Origin of the sequence: Mesorhizobium sp. YIM 152430 (assembly GCF_029210365.1) — a bacterium.
Classification (GTDB): Bacteria; Pseudomonadota; Alphaproteobacteria; order Rhizobiales; family Rhizobiaceae; genus Aliihoeflea.
This window is the reverse complement of record NZ_JARGES010000001.1, coordinates 54296-73282: the sequence shown is the minus strand read 5'-3', so window position 1 is coordinate 73282 and position 18987 is coordinate 54296. Positions and strand designations below refer to the sequence as shown.

The following is an 18987-nucleotide window of genomic DNA, read 5'->3' as shown; positions in this document are numbered from 1 at the left end:
CGTCGCAATTTGGTGACGATGCGAGGCCAATCGAGTGCAGGGGAGCAAGGCATGGCAGAACGGATCGACGGCAAACAGGCGGCCGAGGACGTGGTTGCGAAGGTCAAGGCGGCGTCCGCCGATCTCGTCGCGCAGGCGGGCGTCACGCCGGGGCTCGCCGTGGTGATCGTCGGCGAAGATCCGGCGAGCCAGGTCTATGTCGCGTCGAAATCGAAGAAGGCGAAGGAGTGCGGCTTCTTCTCGGATCAGCACACGCTGCCCGAGGACACGTCCGAGGCGAATCTTCTCGCCCTCATCGACAGGCTCAATGCCGACGACCGCATCCACGGCATCCTCGTCCAGCTTCCGCTGCCCGGCCACATCGATTCCGGCAAGGTCATCCAGGCGATCGCGCCCGAGAAGGACGTCGACGGCTTTCACTTCGTCAATGTCGGCAAGCTGGGAACCGGCGAGGTCGAGACGGCCTTCGTGCCCTGCACCCCGGCCGGCTCGATGCTCCTGGTGGAAAAAGTCCGAGGCCGCGACCTGTCGGGGCTCACCGCCGTCGTCATCGGCCGCTCCAACATCGTCGGTAAGCCGATGGCGAATTTGCTCCTTGCCGCCAACTGCACCGTCACCATCGCGCACAGCCGCACGAAGGACATCGCCGCGCTCGCCCGCACGGCCGACATTCTCGTCGCCGCCGTCGGCCGCCCCGAGATCGTCAAGGGCGACTGGGTCAAGCCCGGCGCGACGGTGATCGACGTCGGCATCAACCGCATTCCGGCGCCCGAGAAGGGGGAAGGCAAATCGCGACTCGTCGGCGACGTCGCCTATGACGAGGCTTCCGAAAAGGCAGGCGCCATCACCCCGGTTCCCGGCGGCGTCGGCCCGATGACCATTGCCATGCTGATGGCCAACACGCTCGCCTCCGCCTGCCGCGCGGCCGGGCGCGAGCCCCCGAACTTCTAGGAAACGCCAGCGATCATGCCCGAGCCGTCGCCCAACGGACGCCAATTTGCCTTTCTGCTTGTAGACAGGTTCTCGATGTTCTCGCTCGCCGCGGCCATCGACACGGTCCGTTCGGCAAATCGTCTGCTCGGCCGCGATGTCTATTCGTGGACCACGGTCTCGGCGGACGGCGAGGCGGTTTCCGCGTCGAACGGCCTGCCGATCAAGATCGACTACGCCATCGCCGACGCCCCGCCGGTGGACATCTTCTTCGTCTGCGTCGGCCTGACGACCGAGTTTCCAGGCAAGAGCAAGGCGCTGGCCGCCCTGCGCAGCCTCGGCCGTCGCGGCGCGACGCTCGGCGCGCTCTCCGTTGGCTCGTATCTTCTCGCAGAAGCTGGCCAACTCGACGGCCACCGCTGCACCATCCACTGGGAAAACCGCGCCGGTTTCAAGGAACGCTTCCCCGACATCGAATGCACCGGCAACGTCTTCGAGATCGACCGCAAGCGCTATACCTGCGCCGGCGGCACCACCTCCATCGACCTGATGCTGGAGATCGTTCGCGCCGATTTCGGCCAGAACCTCGCCAACGAGGTCGCCAACCAGTTCCAGTACGAGCGCATCCGTTCGGCCGGCGACCGCCAGCGGGTCGGTCCCGAACGCGACCTGACCGGCAAATCGGAAAAGCTGAAGAAGATCGTCGAGCTGATGGCCGACAATCTGGACGAGCCGTACTCAGCCGTGGAACTGGCGAAATCGGCCAACCTTTCGGTGCGCCAGGTCGAGCGCCTCTTCCTGCGCCATTTGAACGTCACGCCCGGCCGCTACTACATGCGCCTGCGCCTCGAGCGTGCCCGCGAACTTCTGCGCCAGACCAACCTGCCCATCCTCGACGTCGCCATCGCCACCGGCTTCACCTCGCACTCCTATTTCGCGCAAAGCTACCGCCTGCTCTTCGGCCGCCCCCCCAGCGAAGAACGCCGCACGACCTATTAGCTGGCCCGAAACCCCGCGATCGCCAGCGGATTGTCGACCATCGCCGCCCGGTCCGGCGCGTCCACCGCCGGTTGTCCGACGAACGCCCCGAACAGCCGCCGCACATAGTCCTCGGGCAGATCGTGCGTGATCAGCACCAGCCGGGTACCGCGTTGCCCGTCCGGCCAGGCGGGAAGGCGGGCGGGAGGGTGCAGGAGCTTCTGCACGCCGTGGATCACCAGCGGCCGCTCGGGGTCCTCGGCGATCTCGATGATGCCCTTCATGCGCAAGAGCCGTTCGCCCTGCGTGGAGCGCAACAGGTCGAGGAACATCTCGATGATCGACCACGACACCGGCCGGTCATGGACGAGCGAGAGGGTGCGGATCGAAGGGTCGTGGTGCGAATGCGCATGGTCATGCGCGTGATCGAGGTCGTGATGGTGATCGTGATCGCCTTCGCCCAACCAGCGCGAAACGTCGGCCGTCTTCGTCGCCGGGTCGTAGAGCCCGCAGGCGATCAGCGCCGCCGTGCCCGATGCCGCAGCCTCGACGAACTCGGCGCCCGGATTGAGCCCGCGCAGCGTCGCCTTCAGTTCTGCGATCTCGCCCTCGTCTGCCAGATCCGTCTTCGAAAGCACGATACGGTCGGCGACCGCCACCTGCCGTCTTGCCTCCTCATGCGCCCGGAGTGTCGGGCCGCCATTGACAGCATCGACGACGGTCACGACCCCGTCGAGCCGAAAGGCGTGCATGAGCGCCGGATGCCCCATCACGGACTGGAGAACGGGCACCGGGTCGGCAAGCCCCGTCGTCTCGATCACGATCCGGTCGAGCGCGGCGACCTTGCCTGTCTGCAGCCGGTCGACGAGATCGGCCAGCGTGTCGACGAGTTCGCCGCGCACGGTGCAGCACAGGCACCCGTCGGAAAGCTCGATCACTCCGTCGCCGGACTGCTCGACCAGAAGATGGTCGATCGCCACCTCGCCGAATTCGTTGATGATGACGGCGGTGTTGGTCAGCGCCGGATCCTTCAGGAGCCGGTTGAGCAGCGTCGTTTTGCCCGAGCCGAGAAACCCGGTGAGGATGGAGACGGCAATCGGGTCCGTGCGCATCCGGCCTAGCCGCCCTGCGCCTGAACCGATTCCGGCGAATAATCCGGCCGCGGCGTCGGGATCGGCACGTTGGCATAGCGCGGCTGGGTCGAGCGCGGGCCGGTCGCGCCGCCGAGACTCACCGCGATTGCGACCGGGTCGCCGGCACGCTCTCTGATGAATTTCGACTGGTAGATCGGCTTGCCATTGGCGTCGCGTCGCTTGGCGCGCTCGCGCCAGGCTTCTTCGGTGCATACGACCGGCCGCAGATTGGTGGCCTCTGTCGAGACCTCCGCACCCGGTTGCAGATTGGCGAGCAACGGCGCGTCGCCCGCCGGCTTTGCAAAAGCGTTGCCCATCAGGTCGGCGGCCTTGTCTGCACGTTCCTCGGGCGAGAATTCGCCGATTACGACGGCGAGCAGCGAGCGTCCCTGCTGCGTGGCGGAGGCGACGAGATTGAACCCGGCCGGGCAGGTATAGCCCGTCTTCATGCCGTCGGCGCCCTCGAAGCGGCCCATCAGCGTGTTGTGGTTTTCCATGATGTTCTGGCCGTCGGCCAGCGCGTCGAGCTTGAAATAGTCCGCATGTTGCGGGAAGTCGCGGCGCAGCGCGATGGCGAGCACGGCAAGGTCGCGCGCCGACGTGTATTGCTCGTCCGAATGCAGGCCGTGCGCGTTGACGAAATTCGACTGCGTCATGCCGATGCGCCTCGCTTCGGCATTCATGCGCTGGGCGAAGGCCGCCTCCGACCCGCCGACATTGATCGCGACGGCGGTTGCGACATCATTGGCCGACTTGACCATCAGGATCTTGATCGCATTGTCGAGCGTCAGCACCGAACCGGCCGCATAGCCCATCTTGGACGGCGGCTCCTTGGTGGCTTCGGTGGTGATCTCGATCGGGCTGTCGAACTGCAACTCGCCCGCCTGCACGGCGCGGAACGCGACATAGGCGGTCATCAGCTTCGTCAGCGAAGCCGGGTAGGAAGGTTTGAACGCGTCTTCCTGCGCCAGAACCTGACCGGTGTTGAGATCGACCAGGATCGACGGCCCCGCAATGGCGGGCTGCTGCCACGCCGCCAATGCGGCGACCGCTGCCGTCAGCGTCGCCAGAACAAGCCTATTGCGCATCATTGACCAATTCGCCTCTTGCCGTCGCCATCGTCCGGTATTTAGTCTCATGACCGAGCGGGTCGAGGATTGCTCGCCCGCCACCCGTGAAGAACAGCGGACCCCGCCACCGTCGTCTCTCGACTATTTAGACTATGTGACGCCAAAATGGCAGGTCGACCGGACAAGGAACTCCTCCCACATGCCGATTTTGAACCGAGCTGCCGAGATGCAGGAAGAAATCGCCGGCTGGCGGCGTCACATCCATTCCAATCCCGAAATCCTCTACGATTGCCACGAGACGGCGGCCTTCGTCGCCGAAAGGCTGAAGGAATTCGGCGTCGACGAGGTGGTGACCGGCATCGGCCAAACCGGCGTCGTGGGCCTGATCAGGGGCAATCTTGGCGATGGTCCGACGATCGGGATGCGCGCCGACATGGACGCGCTACCTTTGACCGAGATCACCGGCAAGCCCTATGCTTCGACGACGGAAGGCAAGATGCACGCCTGCGGCCATGATGGTCACACCGCGATGCTGCTCGGCGCGGCGAAATACCTGGCCGAAACGCGCAACTTCAAGGGCGCGGTCGCCGTCATCTTCCAGCCGGCCGAAGAGGGGGGCGCCGGCGGCCTCGCCATGGTCAAGGACGGCATGATGGAGCGCTTCGACATTTCACGGGTCTTCGGAATGCACAACATGCCTGGTCTTCCCGTCGGACAGTTCGCGCTGCGGCCCGGCCCGCTGATGGCGGCGACGGCCGAGTTCACCATCAAGGTCAAGGGCAAGGGCGGCCACGCCGCCATGCCGCACGGCACGATCGACCCGATCGTGATCGGCAGCCAGATGGTGCTGGCGATCCAGACCATCGCCTCGCGCTCGGTCGACCCGATCGAATCGATCGTCGTCTCGATCACCAAGTTCCATGGCGGCGATGCCTATAATGTGATCCCCGAAGACATCGAGTTCGCCGGCACGATCCGCACCTTGAAGCGCGAAGTCGCCGACAAGGCCATCGAGCGGATGCGCGCGATCTGCCAGGGCATCGCGCTCGCCGGCGGCGCCGTCGCCGATGTCGACATCGACGTCAATTACCCCGTCACCTTCAACGACCCGGAGGAAACCGTCTTCGCCACCGGTATCGCAAGGGGCGTGGCGGGCGATCCGAACGTCGACGACAAGATCAACCCGGTGATGGGCGGCGAGGATTTCTCCTACATGCTCGAAGCCCGCCCCGGCGCCTTCATCTTCATCGGCAATGGCGACACCGCGAACCTCCACAACCCCGCTTACGACTTCAACGACGAGGTCATACCGCACGGCGTCAGCTACTGGGTCCGCCTCGCCGAAACGGCGCTCGCCGCGTGATTTCGACCTTCGGCCCGGCATGGCCGGGCCGTTTGCACTTGGCGAAAGCGCGGCCTGCGTCTATGTGTTCCAGCCGTGGTCCCGTAGCTCAGTAGGATAGAGCATCAGATTCCTAATCTGAGGGTCACTGGTTCGAATCCAGTCGGGATCACCAGCAAAGCAGCGTTCCATGAACATCGAAACCTTCGACACCGTCATCCTCGGCGCGGGCGCGGCGGGGATGATGTGCGCGATCCATGCGGCTTCGCGCGGCGGGCGGGCGCTGGTGGTCGATCATGCCAAGGCGCCGGGGGAGAAGATTCGCATTTCGGGCGGCGGGCGCTGCAATTTCACCAATATCGGGACGAGCGCGAAGAACTTCATTTCCGCCAACCCGCATTTCGCCAAGTCGGCCCTCGGCCGCTACACGCAGCACGATTTTCTCGCGCTCGTCGAAAAACACGGCATCGCATGGCACGAAAAGACGCTCGGGCAGCTCTTCTGCAATAATTCGGCGAAAGACATCATCGCCATGCTGCTCGACGAGATGGACCGCGCCGGCTGCGAACTGCGCCTGGCGACCACGCTCGTTTCCATCGAGCGCGGCGAGAGCGGCTTTGCCGTCACCCTCGGAGGAGACGGTGCGGCGAAAATCCGCTGCCGCCATTTCGTCGTCGCCTGCGGCGGCAAGTCGATCCCGAAAATGGGCGCGACCGGGCTCGGCTACCAGATCGCGGAAAAGTTCGGACTTGGCGTCACCGAAACGCGCCCGGCGCTCGTCCCGCTCACCTTCGGCGAGGACGTGCTCACCGGTTTTCGCGAGATCGCGGGCGTCGCGGCGGATGCGCGCGTGTCCTGCGACAGGACGGCGTTCGAGGAGGCATTGCTCTTCACCCATCGCGGCCTCTCCGGGCCGGCGATCCTGCAAATTTCGTCCTACTGGCGCGAGAAACAGCCGATCCGCATCGCATTCCTGCCGGGCGAAGACATCCACGCCGCGCTCTTGGCCGCCAAGCGCGACAACGGCCGCCGCGCGATCGCGACCGTGCTCGCCGACATCCTGCCGAAGCGGCTGGCCGCCCATCTCGCGGAGGCGCATGGCTGGGCCGGGCCGATCGGCGAGGCGAGCGACAAGAGACTGGCCGCCATCGCCGGAACGCTTCAGGGCTGGGAGGTCTATCCGATCGGCTCCGAAGGCTATCGCACCGCCGAGGTGACGCTCGGCGGCGTCGACACGGCCGGCCTCAACTCGCGGACGATGGAATCAAAGGCCGTCGACGGTCTCTATTTCATCGGCGAGGTGGTCGACGTCACCGGCTGGCTCGGCGGCTACAATTTCCAGTGGGCATGGTCGTCCGGCTGGGCGGCGGGAACGGCGATCGCGGAGCGTGCGGCATGAACGACGGACTGACCGAACATCTCGCCATCGCCATCGGCGGCTATGCGCTTGCCGCCTCCATCGGCTGGTGGCGCGCGCCGGAACGCTTTTCGCGCCTGTTCGACGGCCTGCGCGACAGTTCCACCGCCGCCTTCATGACCGGCCTCGTCTGTTATTTCCTCGGCGCGTTCCTGCTCGTTGTCCACCATCGCGTGGACGACTGGCTGGCGATCATCGTCACGCTCTTCGCAGTCGGCGCGGTCGTCGAGGGCCTCGGCTTCCTGATCGGCTCCGGCGCCTTCGTCGCGCTGGCGCAACGCATCGGGCTCGCCGGCTCATGGCGGGTCTGGGCGGCGATCTATGTCGCCTTCGGCGCCGGGATGATCGCGGCCGGCCTCGCCCGGCTCTAATCTTCCATCACCAGCAGATCACCCGGCGCAAAGCTCACCGTCACGAGGTCGCCCGGTTCCGGCGGCGGGGCGGAGGGGGTGTTGAAAATGTCGAGCGAGAGCGTGCCGGAGCCGACCGCCACGCGCACCCGGATCACCGAGCCGAGGAACGACACGTCCCGGATCGTGCCGGACAGATGCGCGCCGCGCGCCTCGTCGCGGCCGAGCGTCACGGCTTCGGGCCGAAGCGCGAGCGTGATCGCGTCCCCTGCCTGCCGGTCGGCAAGGCGATAGCCAAGCGAAACGGTGCTGTCTCCGATCGAAACCGTGCCCGCTGCCGGATCGACCACCTTGCCTTCGAGCGTGCTGAGCGTGCCGACGAAAGAGGCGACGAAGCGGGTCGTCGGGCGGTTGTAGATTTCGAACGGCGTGCCGATCTGGTCGGCGCGGCCTTCGCTCATCACCACGATCCGGTCCGACATGGATAGCGCCTCTTCCTGGTCGTGCGTGACATAGATCGTGGTGATGCCGAGCTTCTTCTGGATGGCGCGGATTTCCTCGCGCAGCGACACGCGGATCTTGGCGTCGAGCGCGGAGAGCGGCTCGTCGAGGAGCAGCACCTGCGGGCGCACGGCGAGCGCGCGCGCGAGCGCCACGCGCTGCTGCTGGCCGCCCGAAAGCTGGAACGGGTAGCGCTCGGCCAGATGCGGCAGCTTGATGATTTCGAGCATTTCGGCGACGCGCGCGTCGATCTCGGCCTTCGGCCTGCCGGCGACCTTCAGTCCGAAGCCGACATTTTGCGCCACATTCATGTTGGGAAACAACGCATAGGCTTGGAACACCATGCCGATATTGCGCTGGTTGGGCTTGAGGTTCACCACGTCGCGCCCGTCGATGCGGATGACGCCCGAACTCGGCTGCTCGAAGCCGGCGACCATGCGCAAAGTCGTCGTCTTGCCGCAACCCGAGGGCCCAAGGAACGAGACGAACTCGCCCTTTTCGACGCTGAGATCGAAATCCTTGACGACGCGGGTGCCGCCGAAATCCTTTTGAAGGTTGGCGATTTCGAGAAAGCTCATCGGCGGGCCATCGTGTGTTTCTGAAAGCGGGTGACGAGCTGGATCAGCCCCATGCAGGCCCAGGTGATCGCGAAGGCGATGACGGCGAGGGCGGCGGGCTCATAGGCGCGGTTGGCGCCGATGAGCTGGAGATAGGGGCCGAAGGCGGGGCGGTTCAAAAGCGCGGCGAGCACGAATTCGCCGATCACGATGGCGAAGGTCAGGAACGCGCCGGATAGGACGGCGACGAGCACGTTCGGCAGGATGACGCGCCACATGATGGTCAGCCAGCCGGCGCCAAGGCTCTCTGCCGCCTCGGTCAGCGTGCGCACGTCGATGGCGCGCAGCCCGGTGTCGACCGCGCGGTACATGTAGGGCAGGGACAGCGTCATGTAGCCGAACATCAGGAGGAGGTTCGTTCCCGCCGCGGTGCCCGTCAGCGGCAGCCAGGACGAGGTGTTGTAGAGCCGGATATAGCCGAACACGATGACGATCGGCGGAATGACGAGCGGCAGCAGGGTGACGAACTCGATGAAGGGCCGCCAGTGCGGCAGCTTCAGGCGTATCCAGTAGGCTGTCGGCACGATCAGCACGACGCCGGCGATGATCGTCGCCACCGCCATCATCACCGAATAGCCGAATGTCGCTTGAAAGCGCGGATCGGCGAGCACCGCCCAATAGGCGTCGAGCGAATATTCGCCGCGCCGCATCTTCAGCGAGAATTCCACCGTGCCGACCAGCGGCAGCACGAAATAGGCGACGCCGAGAATGAGGAAGGTCCAGGACCAGAAGCGGTTCGCCTTCATTTGATCCATCGCTCGGCGCGTCCGCGCAACCAGATATAGACGAAATTGGCGATGCCGGTGATGACGATCATGCCGAAGGCGAGCGCATAGCCCAGATGCGGGTCCTGCAAGACGTCGCCGCGGATCTGCGCGAAAAGCAGGATCGGCACGATGGAAAGCGACGAGCCGGTCAGCGCATAGGCGGTCGCGACCGCGCCGAAGGCGTTGGCGAAGAGCAGCGCGAAGGTGCCGAGCAGCGTCGGCCACAGGATCGGCAACGCGACCATGCGCCAGTACTGGAAGCGCGAGGCGCCGAGGATGGCGGCGGCTTCCCCCCATTCGCGCTTCAGCCCGTCGAGCGCGGGCGTCACGATCAGGATCATCAGCGGGATCTGGAAGAACAGATAGGTCAGCGTCAGGCCCGAAAAGGACAGGATGTTGAAGCCCATGCCGTAGATGTTGATGCCGAACCAGTCGCGCAGGATCAAGGTCACAAGCCCGAGCCGGCCGAAGGTCGCCAGGAACGCGAAGGCGAGCGGCACGCCGGCGAAGTTGGACGCGACGCCCGAAAAGGTCAAAAGCGGTGAACGGAGCCAGTGCGGCAGCCCGCCGATCGTGATCGCCACCGCCATCAGGAAGCCGATCAGGCAGCCGAGAAACGCGGAGGCGAAGGAAATGCGGATCGAAATCCAGTAGGCCGACATGATCGACGGCTGGAAAAGGTTGGCGATGTTCTGAAACGTGAACTCGCCGGCCGGGTTGCGGAACGCGCCGGTAACGATTTGCAGCGTCGGCAGGATCAGGAACAGGAGCGCGAAGGCAAGGAACGGCACGACGCCGAGCCAGGCGAGCGACAGCGAGCGCCGGGCGGGCTTGGGGGCGGGGCCGTGGGTGACGTCGGTCATCGGTTGCCTGCGGAAACGGCCGGAAGCGGATTGGCCATATGGGGGCAAGGTGGGGTGCGTAATCGGCGAGCATGGGCGGCCGCCGCGAAGGACGGCCGCTCACGAAGACTTCGCTACTGAACGTTCGCGCCGACGGTGGAATCCCATCCCGACGTGATCACGTTCTTGGCCGCTTCCTGCTCCTCGAGCGTCGGGAAATAGGCCTTCTCATAGGATTCGGCCGGCGGCAGGGCGTCGAGCAGTTCCTGCGGAATGACGCCGCGTTCCACCATGTCGTTGAAGCGGATCGGGTGGCAGTAGCCCTTCAGCCAGCCGAGTTGGCCTTCGTCGGAGTAGAGATACTCCATCCACAGCTTGGCGGCGTTCGGGTGCGGGGCGTAGGCGCTGATTGCCTGGACATAGACGCCGGCGAGGACGCCGGACGCCGGCACCACGACTTCCACCGGCGGATTGCCGTTGAGCGCGTCGCGGCCCGAAAGGGCATTGTAGTCCCACCAGATGACGATCGGCGTCGCGCCCTGCGCGAGCGTGCCCGACTTGCCGATGGTGGGCACGAAATTGCCCTTCTCGTTGAGCTGCTTGAAGAAGTCGAGCCCGGCCGTACCGGAGGCTTCTCCCGGTTCCGCGCCGGCGGCCATGCCGGCGGCCTGCACGCCCAGGATCGCCTGGTTCGAGGCGCGCGGATCGCCTGCGAGCGCGATCGAGTTGGCGTATTCGTCATTGAGCAGGTCGGACCAGTCGGCGGGCACGTTCTCGACGATGTCGGTGTTCACCGCGAAGGAGAGCACGCCGTAATAGTCGCCATACCAGTGGCCGTCGGCGTCCTTGACGTTGTCGGGAATCGAGTCCCAGGTCGAGACTTTGTAGGGCATCAGGAGCCCTTCTTCCTGCGCCTGCGGGCCGAAGGCGAAGCCGATGTCGAGGACGTCGGGGGCCTGCGGGCCCTTGTTGTCCTTGTTGGCGCGGACGGCTTCGAGTTCGTCGGCCGAACCGGCATCCGGGTTCAGTTCGTTGACCGTGATCTCGGGATATTTCGCCTTGAACCCGGCGATCACCTCGCCATAGCCGCACCAGTCGTGCGGCAAAGCGATGGTGGTCAGCATTCCTTCCGCCTTGGCCGCGGCTTCCAGTTCGGCCAGGTCCTGCGCCGATGAGATCGACGTCGTCACCATCAGCCCGGCGGCGACTGCCGACAGGATGTGCCCCATTTTCGTCATACCCGTTCTCCCTGAGAAAAGACGCCTTCTTGACGCCTGCGATGCGGCTACTGCCGTTGCGTGACAGTGACATGACGAAACGCGCAATCTCGCCCGCAGCATTTCAGACTTAACTACTTTTCCGCAAGGGCAGCAATCGGTTAAGTTATCCGGCTATCGGAATTTCGCGCGGCATCGCGCGGGCAAACGGAACGACGGTCGCGCCGGCCGAAAGGCGGGCGCCGCGCTGGCGTCTGAATCGCCGATCGGTCACCTGTCGGTCCTCTGCCAGCATCATGCCGACGAGGATCATGCGCGTCGCGTCCTCGGCGGCGCGCACCAGGAACTTGTCGGCCTTTTCGATCGCCTCGTCGAGCGAGCAGGGGCGCTTGACGATCGAGGCGAAGGCATCGATGCCGTGCGCGAAGTTCGAGGCCGCGCCCTTGCCGATCGTGCCGGCGAGCGCGACGACAGGCAGGCCGCGCAGCTTGGCCCGGCGCGCGACTTCCACCGGCACCTTGCCGTAGGGCGTCTGTCCGTCGAGGCTGCCTTCGGCGGTGATGACGAGATCGGCTTCGTCGATCAGCGCGTCGAGGTCGAGATACTGCATGACCAGGTCGTAGCGCGGGTGCAGCGTGCCGTTTAGCAGGCCCATCACCGCCGCTCCGATCCCGCCGGAGGCGCCGGCGCCCGACGCGTCCGAGACGCGCACGCCCGTCGTCCTCTCGATCAGATCGGCATAGGTTTCCATCGCGCCGGACAGAAGCTCGACCTGTGCGGGAGTCGCGCCCTTTTGCGGGCCGAACACGCGGGCGACGCCCTTCGGCCCGGTCAGGAGATTGTGCCAGTTGACGGCCGCGTCGATCCGCACGTCGGAAAGGCGCGCATCGCGGCCCGAGACGTCTATGCGCGCCAGCCCGGCCAGTCCGCCGCCGCCCGCCAGCACACGCTTGCCGTCGCCGTCGAGGAAGCGCACGCCCAGCGCCTCGGCCATGCCCGCGCCGCCGTCATTGACGCCGCTGTCGCCGCAGCCGAGCAGGATGCGCGTCGCACCATGATCGAGTGCCGCGCGGATGAGTTCCCCGACGCCGAAGCTGGTGGTGCGGGTCGGGTCGCGACGGTCGCGCGGGACATGGCGCAGCCCTGCGGCGGCGGCCATCTCGACCACGGCCGTCGGCTGGTCCTGCCCGCCCAGCATTCCAAAGAAGGCGTCGACGGGATCGCCAACCGGACCGGTCACGCGCATCGGATGGAGCGTCCCGTCGGTCGCCTCGACCAGCGCCCGCGTGAACCCTTCGCCGCCATCGGCCATCGGCGCCTTCAGGATGCGGGCCGAGGGCAGGGCACGCTTGACGCCGGCCTCGATGCGGGCGGCGACCATTTCGGCCGAAAGGCTTTCCTTGAAGCCGGAGGGAGCGATCAGAATGGTCATGGGCATGGTCTTGATCTCGCTTGAGAATGTCTGTTCGCGAGGATGACGTTCGGCACCCGCTTCTATTCCCTTCGCCGGCGAAAAAGTTTCAGCCGGCAAGACCCTGCATCGGCCAGACGACCAGGGCGAAGAACAGGAGTCCCGCGACGAAGACCGGCAGCAGCCAAAGGGCGAGCCGCAGGAGGTCGCCTTGACTGAAGGGGTGTCCCTCCGCCTGGCCGAACAGCATCACCGGCTTGGCCGACACCATCAGCGTCTGGCAAAAGCCGCTCGCGATCGTCACGACGAAGATCAGCGTCGTCGGATCGGTGCCGAAGCGCCACAGTGGCAGCGCCAGCGCCGGAATCAGCACGGCGGCGCGCGCGGTGCGCGAGATGATGACGAGATGGGCGAGCGCGGCGACGACGGCTGCGATCGCGATCGTCAATGCCGGGCTCAGCGCCATGTCCAGCGATCCGACCAGCCGGTCGACGAGGAAGGCCGCGGCGCCCGTTTCGAGCAACGCCTCGCCGACGACGAGCGTCGCCGCGAGGAAGAAGAGCAGGTTCCAGTCGACGTCCTTAAGCGCGTCCTTGAAGGCGATGCCCGAGACGGCCTTCGTGGCCGCGAGCAGTGCCGCGCCGAGTGCGATCAGGGCAAGATCGATGCCGTGCCAGCCGCCGGTCGCCCACAGCGCCACCGTCGCGACGATGATCGCGGTCAGGCGACGGTCGCCGGCACGCGGTTCGACGGGAGCGGCGATGGCGCGCGCGAGCGGAGCCTTGTCCTCCGGCGTCAGAAAAAGCCGCTGGATCGCGAAATTCGCCGCAAGGCTCATCGCCAGCGCGAACGGTGCGCCAAGCATCGCCCAGTCGAGATAGGAAATCTTTGGTCCGTCGATCTCGTCGATGAAGCCGAGGGCGATCAGATGCGCGCCCGCCCCGGTGAGCGATGCCCCGGCCGAAAGCAGGATCACGCTCGGAAAGAGCAGCGCCAGCCCCTTGGTGACGCCCGGCCGGCCGATTGCCGCCGAAAGCGCGGCGAAGACCGGCAGCAGGATCGCCGCGCGCGCCGAGGTCGAGGGAATGAAGAACGCCGTGGCGAAGATGATCAGCGTCGCCGCCGTGAACATCGCGGGAACGGTGCGGAACCGGCCGATCGCGCTCGTCGCGTGGCGCTCGGCGAGCCCCGTGCGCTTGATGATCGCTGCAAGGATGAAGGCTGCGATCAACAACCAGATGATTTCGTTGTCGAACGTGTCGAAAAGGTCGTCCTGGTCCGCCGCGCCGGTCGCCGCCAGCGCGAGAAAGGCGGTGATGGCGACCGGCGTTTCGGGCAGCTTCAGGATCAGCCAGCCGGCCATCATGGCAGCGAAGATGGCGAGCGTCGCGCGGCCTTCGAAGGCAAGGTCGGACAGGAACAGGGCGATCGCCAGCCATGCGATGGCGACGCTTGCCGCAGCCGCAAGCCACGCCCGAAAGCCGGCGGCAAATGTCGGGCGGGTCAAGGATAGGGAAATCGCGGTCATCGGTTGCGTCCGTTGTTCTGTTCGTCGACGAACGTCCCGTTCGGCCTCTTATTCCCGCAAACGGCCGAAGCCGAGGGGCGGGAATAAAGCGCGGCGCCCTTCGTTTGCCGGTCGAGACCGCAAAAGCCCGCGAGGCTGAACGGCTCGATATCGCAACAGGAGGTCAAGATGAAAAACGATCACAAGATTCCCAATCCGCAAGCCGAAACCGTGTCGCTCGGCCGTCGCCGCGCACTCGGCCGCATCGGCCTGCTGGCCGCCGCCGCCTACAGCGCACCGGCGCTTCTGCAATTGAGCCAGGCCCATGCGTCCGGTGCCGGCTCCGGCGGTGGCGCAGGCTCCGGCGGCGGTGGCGGTGGAGGCGGCTCGGGCGGAGGCGGCTTCGGCGGCGGCAGCTTCGGCGGTTCGGGCGGCCGTGGTTCCGGCGGTCGTGGCGGGTTCGCCGGCTCAGGCGGGCGTGGCGGTCGTGGCGGCCGCGGTGGCTCGTTCGGTCGCGGCGCGGGCCAGGCGATCGATTCCTTCGGCCGCGGAATGCAGAATATGGGCCGCAGCATCGGTCGCGCGTTCGGCTTCAACTGAGCACCTGTATCCGCACAGCCGGCCGGCCGGTTCGTTCCGGCCGGCCGCTATCCGTGAGGGACGCCCGATGCCTGTCAATCATTCCTGCGCCCTGGTCGATCGTCCGGTGCGCTTTGCCGATGCCGAACCCGTTCTGGCCATATTGAAGCGGGTCACCAGCGGATGGTCGTGGACGGCGGTTTCGGATGGTTGCGACCCGCTCCTCGAAGTGCGCCGTCATGGCGCGGGCTTCGTCATCGACGAGCCGGACCGGCGCGCATTCACCGAGGCCAGCGCCGTCAGTGCCGCGTGCAGCCTCGTCGCGATCCTGCTCAACCGCATGGTCGAGCCCGATCCGTCGATGCTCTGCCTCCATGCCGGCGCGGTATCGCTTGCCGGCCGCAATTTCGTCTTTCCGTCGACCCATCGCGCGGGCAAGAGCACGCTGACCGCAGCGCTCGCCTTCGCCGGCGCGCAGATCGTCGCCGATGACATCGTGCCCGTCGATTGCCGGGACGGCGTCGGGGCGCTCGTTGCCTCGGGCGTGGCCCCGCGCCTGCGTGTGCCCTTGCCGCGCGCGCTCGGCCGCCGCTTCGCTTTTCGTGCCTGGCGTCACAAGGGACCGGATGACGGCCACTACCGCTATCTGGCGTTGCCGCGATCCAGCCTCGCCCGCTTCGGCGAAAGGCGCGATGCGAGCGCCTTCGTCTTTCTGGAACGCGCAGGCGGCGCCCGGCCGGAACTGCTTTCGGTCCTGCCCGAACAGGCGATGAAGATCCTGCTCGTCCAGAATTTCGGCAATGCCGCGCCGTCCGACATCGTGCTCGCACGCATTGAGCGCCTCGCCCTGCAATGCCCTTCGCTGCTGCTGCGGTATGACAGGCTGTCCGACGCCTGCGCTCTCTTGAAGGAACTGGCGGCAGTGGATCTCGCCTCCGCTCATGCCACGCTGCGCTGCGGCGTACCGTCCATTGCTCCGGCCGAATTCGCATCCGCGCCGGCGCCTTTGCCTGCCGGCCGGATCGTCCGGTCGGGCGATGTGGTGCTGCGTTCCACCGCCGATGGCGGCGCGTTTCTCGCCGACCGGACGGGCGGCGGCATTTTCGCGCTCGACGCGCTGGGCGCGGCCATCTGGGATGCGCTCGCCGCTCCCGTCGCACCGCTCGACCTTGCCGACGAACTCGCAGAGACTTATCCGCAGATCGAGCGGACGCGCATCGAGGCCGATCTTGCCGGCCTCATTTCACGCCTGATGGAAAAAGGGCTCGCCCGGCCGCTATGATCTGAAATCGTTCAGCGCGCCGCCTCGGAAAGGGCGGCGCGTTCTTCGTCCGCCGTCAGGGCGGGGCCGGCTTCGATGGCGCCGAGATAGGCTTCGAGCGCGTCGAGGGAGGAGGCGGGCGCATAGCCGTCGCCGCCAGCCGGCGCGGCGACGGCAAAGCGCATCGCCCATTCGCCGTCGTCCCGGCAGGAGACGGCGACGAGGGATGCACCGGCGCTGCGGTCTACCTCATACTCGCGGCAGAGCGCGCCGCTCTGTTCCTTGAAAGACGAAATCATTCGCACGCGGCCCGATCCGTCGGCAATGGCGACCTCGTCTCCGGAAGCCGCGCTGTCGAGCACCGATGCGATCTCGGCGTTCGAAAAGCCGCCAGGGTCGGAGTCCGCTGGTGCGGAGCCGGGTCCCTGGCCGAGCTGGTAGCCGATGAAGCCGGCCGCGATCGCGGTCGCCAGCGATGCGGCCAGCGGCAATTGCCATGTCGATTGCGCGAAGGCGAAACGCTTCGTCCGCGCGGCGCCCAGCGAGACGACATTCGAGGTCGGCTGCGCCGCTGCGCGATGGCGCTCGACCATGCCGCGCACACTTTCCTCCAGCGCCGCCGGAACGGGCTCGGCCGGAGTGAATGCCGCATGTGCCGCCGCGCGCGTTTCCATGAAGGTCGCAACGCGCATCATCAGCGCATCGTCGGTCTCCATCGCGCGCTCGACCGCCAGCGTCGTCGCTTCGTCGAGTTCGCCATCGGCGAAGGTCATCAGTGTTTCGTCGTCGAAAATCATCGGTTCGGTCATGGTTTCAATCCCTCGCACCGGTAGAACGACCCGGCGCCGGGTTTATTCCCGTCATCTCGGCAAGTCTTTTGCGCGCGCGCGCCAGCCGGCTCATCACCGTGCCGATCGGCACACCCAGCACCTCGGCGGCATCGCGATAGGACAGGTCGTCGACGCAGACGAGCATGACGATGGCGCGCTGTTCCTCTGGCATCGCGTCGAGCGCTTCCTTCACCGAGGTGAGTGCCTGGCGCGCATCCACCACCTGCTGCCCGTCTTCACCGACCAGATCCTGGCGCTCGTAAACGTCTTCGCTGGGACCGGCGGTCTTCTGACGGCGTGTGCGGTCGATCCACAGATTGCGGATGATGCGGAATATCCAGGCGTCGAAACGCGTGCCCGGCTCGAAGCTCGCCGCATTGGCAAGCGCGCGCTCGCAGGCCTGCTGCACCAGATCGTCGGCAATGTCCGGCGCGCGCGAAAGCGACAGCGCGAACCGTCTCATATTGGGCAGGAATGCGATGAGTTGGTCGCCGATGTCATTGGGAGGGCTCGTCATCGCTCGCCTGTCTGGAAACAAATTTCAACGCACAGGAATATGTGCTCTCTTCCAACGTTTCCAGTCCAACCCTTATTCCGGCAATCACATGAAGGTGGACAAGGTGAAACGAGCGCACAGGTCGATTACGGCGGTTCTGGCCGCACTGCTGCTGGCCGCGATTCCCGTGGCGCCGGACACCGACTTCAGGATGGTTCACGCGACAGCTTTTGCCGACGACGGCGATGATGGCGGTGACGGCGGCGCGGCATCTGCGGGCGAAAGCGGTGGAGCGGCGCCCTCCTTCCGGGGCACAGGCGCGCGGCCGCCGCGCTTTCTCCGCCAGCTTCTTCGCCCGTTCGCAGGAACCCGCCAGCGGGCTCCGCGCCGCGCCCGCGCCCAGCCGGTCGCCTTGCCGTCACAGGCTGAACGCGAGATCGTCGCGGTCGGTCTGACGGCCGCCGACGGTGCCGCGCTCGAAGCCGCAGGCTATGCGATCCTGTCGCAGGAGCGTCTTGAGGCGCTGGACCAGACGATCCTCAAGCTGCGCATTCCCGACGGCCTGTCTCTCGAAGACGCCCGTGATGCCGTCCGGGCGATCAATGCCGAGGCGAGCGCGGATTTCAACCACTTCTACCGCGCCAGCGCCGCCCGCCCGCATTCGGCGTGCAGCGGTCCCGCCTGCGCGCCGCTGGAGCTGGTGAACTGGCCGGAGGACATGCGAGCTTGCGCCGCTTCGGTCACGATCGGCATGGTCGACACCGACATCAATCCGCAGCACGCGATCTTCGAAGGCACTGATCTGGAAGTGGTGCGGATCTCGGACGAGACCGAGCCGCAATCGGGCCGACAGCATGGAACTGCCGTGGCCGCCCTTCTGGTGGGGCGCCCGCAGGCGCGGGCCCGCGGGCTTTTACCCGCGGCGCGGCTCGTCGCGGTCGATGCCTTCGTCGCAGACGGAAAGGACGAACGTGCCGCAGCCTATGACGTGGCGCGCGCGCTCGATCTGCTGATCGGGCGACAGGCCCGCATCGTCAATCTCAGCCTTGCGGGCGATGCGAATCTCGTTCTCGAACGCATGGTGCGCGCCGCGCTCTCATCCGACATCGCGCTCGTTGCTGCGGCGGGCAATGACGGCGCGCGTGCCGATCCGCGCTTTCCCGCCGCCTATCCCGGCGTCCTTGCCGTCACCGCGGTCGACCGGCGCGGTCGGATCTATCGGCGCGCCGTTCAGGGCGAGCATATCGATCTCGCCGCGCCGGGCGTCGATATCTGGACGGCCGCTTCCATCTCGGGCGCACGCACCAAGACCGGCACTTCCTTTGCCGCGCCTTTCGTCACCGCCGCCGCCGCCCTGCTGCTTGCAACCGAGGACGGCCTGACATTGGCAGAACTCGAACAGCGCCTGTCAGCAAGCGCGTCCGATCTCGGCGAACCCGGTCGCGATCCCGTCTATGGCGCCGGCCTGCTCGATGCCTCCGGCATCTGCGATGCAGTGGTCGAAACCGCCGGCAAGTGACCTATTCCAGCTTGAAGCCGATCTTCAGCCCGACCTGATAATGCGCGATCTTGCCGTTTTCGACATGGCCGCGGATTTCGCTGACCTCGAACCAGTCGACATTGTTCAACGTCGAACTGGCGCGCGATACGGCACCCTGGATCGCATCTTCGATCGAGCTTTTCGAAGAGCCGACGATCTCGATCTTCTTGTAGACATTGTCCATGACATACTCCTTCGC

At 66.2% G+C, this 18987-nt stretch carries 19 protein-coding genes and 1 tRNA gene; 9 read left to right on the top strand and 11 right to left on the bottom strand.

Going from position 1 to position 18987, the window contains the following annotated elements:
* Positions 1 to 51: 51 nt before the first annotated feature.
* Both folD and PZ895_RS00385 read left to right on the top strand, forming a co-directional pair.
* Positions 52 to 951, top strand: coding sequence for a bifunctional methylenetetrahydrofolate dehydrogenase/methenyltetrahydrofolate cyclohydrolase FolD (folD, locus tag PZ895_RS00390; RefSeq protein WP_275837053.1), 900 nt, complete (start codon positions 52 to 54; stop codon positions 949 to 951).
* 15 nt (positions 952 to 966) lie between these two features.
* A complete protein-coding gene (locus PZ895_RS00385) occupies positions 967 to 1929 on the top strand; it encodes a GlxA family transcriptional regulator (protein WP_275837052.1) in 963 nt (320 codons plus the stop codon).
* Here PZ895_RS00385 and PZ895_RS00380 read toward each other — a convergent pair.
* Together PZ895_RS00380 and PZ895_RS00375 are read right to left on the bottom strand one after the other, a co-directional pair.
* Positions 1926 to 3020: a GTP-binding protein gene (locus tag PZ895_RS00380; RefSeq protein WP_275837051.1), complete on the bottom strand. Its 1095-nt coding sequence runs from the start codon at positions 3018 to 3020 to the stop codon at positions 1926 to 1928. The genes PZ895_RS00385 and PZ895_RS00380 overlap by 4 nt on opposite strands.
* Positions 3021 to 3025: 5 nt before the next feature.
* Positions 3026 to 4132 (bottom strand): D-alanyl-D-alanine carboxypeptidase family protein, encoded by a 1107-nt coding sequence (locus tag PZ895_RS00375; protein WP_275837050.1) that lies wholly within the window; start codon positions 4130 to 4132, stop codon positions 3026 to 3028.
* Positions 4133 to 4310: 178 nt separating this feature from the next.
* On the opposite strand from PZ895_RS00375, the gene PZ895_RS00370 reads away from it, so the two are divergent.
* The 4 genes from PZ895_RS00370 (at position 4311) to PZ895_RS00355 (ending at position 7241) form a co-directional block, all read left to right on the top strand.
* Positions 4311 to 5474, top strand: coding sequence for a M20 aminoacylase family protein (locus PZ895_RS00370; RefSeq protein ID WP_275837049.1), 1164 nt, complete (start codon positions 4311 to 4313; stop codon positions 5472 to 5474).
* A gap of 77 nt (positions 5475 to 5551) precedes the next feature.
* Positions 5552 to 5628 (top strand) — tRNA-Arg (locus tag PZ895_RS00365).
* Between the two features lie 21 nt (positions 5629 to 5649).
* On the top strand, positions 5650 to 6852 hold the full coding sequence (locus PZ895_RS00360) for an NAD(P)/FAD-dependent oxidoreductase (RefSeq protein ID WP_275837070.1): 1203 nt from the start codon (positions 5650 to 5652) through the stop codon (positions 6850 to 6852).
* The gene (locus PZ895_RS00355) at positions 6849 to 7241 is read left to right on the top strand and encodes a hypothetical protein (protein ID WP_275837048.1); all 393 of its coding nucleotides are present in this window, start codon (positions 6849 to 6851) and stop codon (positions 7239 to 7241) included. The genes PZ895_RS00360 and PZ895_RS00355 overlap by 4 nt, the downstream gene beginning before the upstream one ends.
* Here PZ895_RS00355 and PZ895_RS00350 read toward each other — a convergent pair.
* From PZ895_RS00350 to PZ895_RS00325, 6 genes are all read right to left on the bottom strand, one after another.
* On the bottom strand, positions 7238 to 8299 hold the full coding sequence (locus PZ895_RS00350; RefSeq protein WP_275837047.1) for an ABC transporter ATP-binding protein: 1062 nt from the start codon (positions 8297 to 8299) through the stop codon (positions 7238 to 7240). The genes PZ895_RS00355 and PZ895_RS00350 overlap by 4 nt on opposite strands.
* A complete protein-coding gene (locus tag PZ895_RS00345; protein WP_275837046.1) occupies positions 8296 to 9084 on the bottom strand; it encodes an ABC transporter permease in 789 nt (262 codons plus the stop codon). Before PZ895_RS00345 ends, PZ895_RS00350 begins: the two co-directional genes overlap by 4 nt.
* Positions 9081 to 9968 carry an ABC transporter permease subunit gene (locus tag PZ895_RS00340; protein WP_275837045.1) on the bottom strand — a complete coding sequence of 296 codons (888 nt, stop codon included), beginning with the start codon at positions 9966 to 9968 and terminating at the stop codon, positions 9081 to 9083. Before PZ895_RS00340 ends, PZ895_RS00345 begins: the two co-directional genes overlap by 4 nt.
* A 113-nt stretch (positions 9969 to 10081) precedes the next feature.
* Positions 10082 to 11185, bottom strand: a complete 1104-nt coding sequence (locus PZ895_RS00335) for an ABC transporter substrate-binding protein (protein WP_275837044.1) — start codon at positions 11183 to 11185, stop codon at positions 10082 to 10084.
* 145 nt (positions 11186 to 11330) lie between these two features.
* The gene (locus tag PZ895_RS00330; protein ID WP_275837043.1) at positions 11331 to 12602 is read right to left on the bottom strand and encodes a glycerate kinase; all 1272 of its coding nucleotides are present in this window, start codon (positions 12600 to 12602) and stop codon (positions 11331 to 11333) included.
* A gap of 82 nt (positions 12603 to 12684) precedes the next feature.
* Positions 12685 to 14103: an SLC13 family permease gene (locus PZ895_RS00325; protein WP_275837042.1), complete on the bottom strand. Its 1419-nt coding sequence runs from the start codon at positions 14101 to 14103 to the stop codon at positions 12685 to 12687.
* A gap of 168 nt (positions 14104 to 14271) precedes the next feature.
* On the opposite strand from PZ895_RS00325, the gene PZ895_RS00320 reads away from it, so the two are divergent.
* Both PZ895_RS00320 and PZ895_RS00315 read left to right on the top strand, forming a co-directional pair.
* Positions 14272 to 14682: a hypothetical protein gene (locus PZ895_RS00320; RefSeq protein WP_275837041.1), complete on the top strand. Its 411-nt coding sequence runs from the start codon at positions 14272 to 14274 to the stop codon at positions 14680 to 14682.
* A 67-nt stretch (positions 14683 to 14749) separates the two neighbouring features.
* On the top strand, positions 14750 to 15943 hold the full coding sequence (locus tag PZ895_RS00315) for a PqqD family protein (protein ID WP_275837040.1): 1194 nt from the start codon (positions 14750 to 14752) through the stop codon (positions 15941 to 15943).
* 11 nt (positions 15944 to 15954) lie between these two features.
* Here the strand turns inward: PZ895_RS00315 and PZ895_RS00310 are convergent, their stop codons facing one another.
* A complete protein-coding gene (locus tag PZ895_RS00310; RefSeq protein ID WP_275837039.1) occupies positions 15955 to 16731 on the bottom strand; it encodes an anti-sigma factor in 777 nt (258 codons plus the stop codon).
* Positions 16732 to 16735: 4 nt separating this feature from the next.
* Positions 16736 to 17269: an RNA polymerase sigma factor gene (locus PZ895_RS00305; RefSeq protein ID WP_275837038.1), complete on the bottom strand. Its 534-nt coding sequence runs from the start codon at positions 17267 to 17269 to the stop codon at positions 16736 to 16738.
* A 103-nt stretch (positions 17270 to 17372) separates the two neighbouring features.
* Between PZ895_RS00305 and PZ895_RS00300 the strand changes: the two genes are divergently transcribed.
* Positions 17373 to 18767 carry a S8 family serine peptidase gene (locus tag PZ895_RS00300; RefSeq protein WP_275837037.1) on the top strand — a complete coding sequence of 465 codons (1395 nt, stop codon included), beginning with the start codon at positions 17373 to 17375 and terminating at the stop codon, positions 18765 to 18767.
* A gap of 1 nt (position 18768) precedes the next feature.
* Here the strand turns inward: PZ895_RS00300 and PZ895_RS00295 are convergent, their stop codons facing one another.
* Entirely contained in the window at positions 18769 to 18972 is a 204-nt protein-coding gene (locus PZ895_RS00295) for a dodecin (RefSeq protein WP_275837036.1), read from the bottom strand.
* Positions 18973 to 18987: the final 15 nt, after the last annotated feature.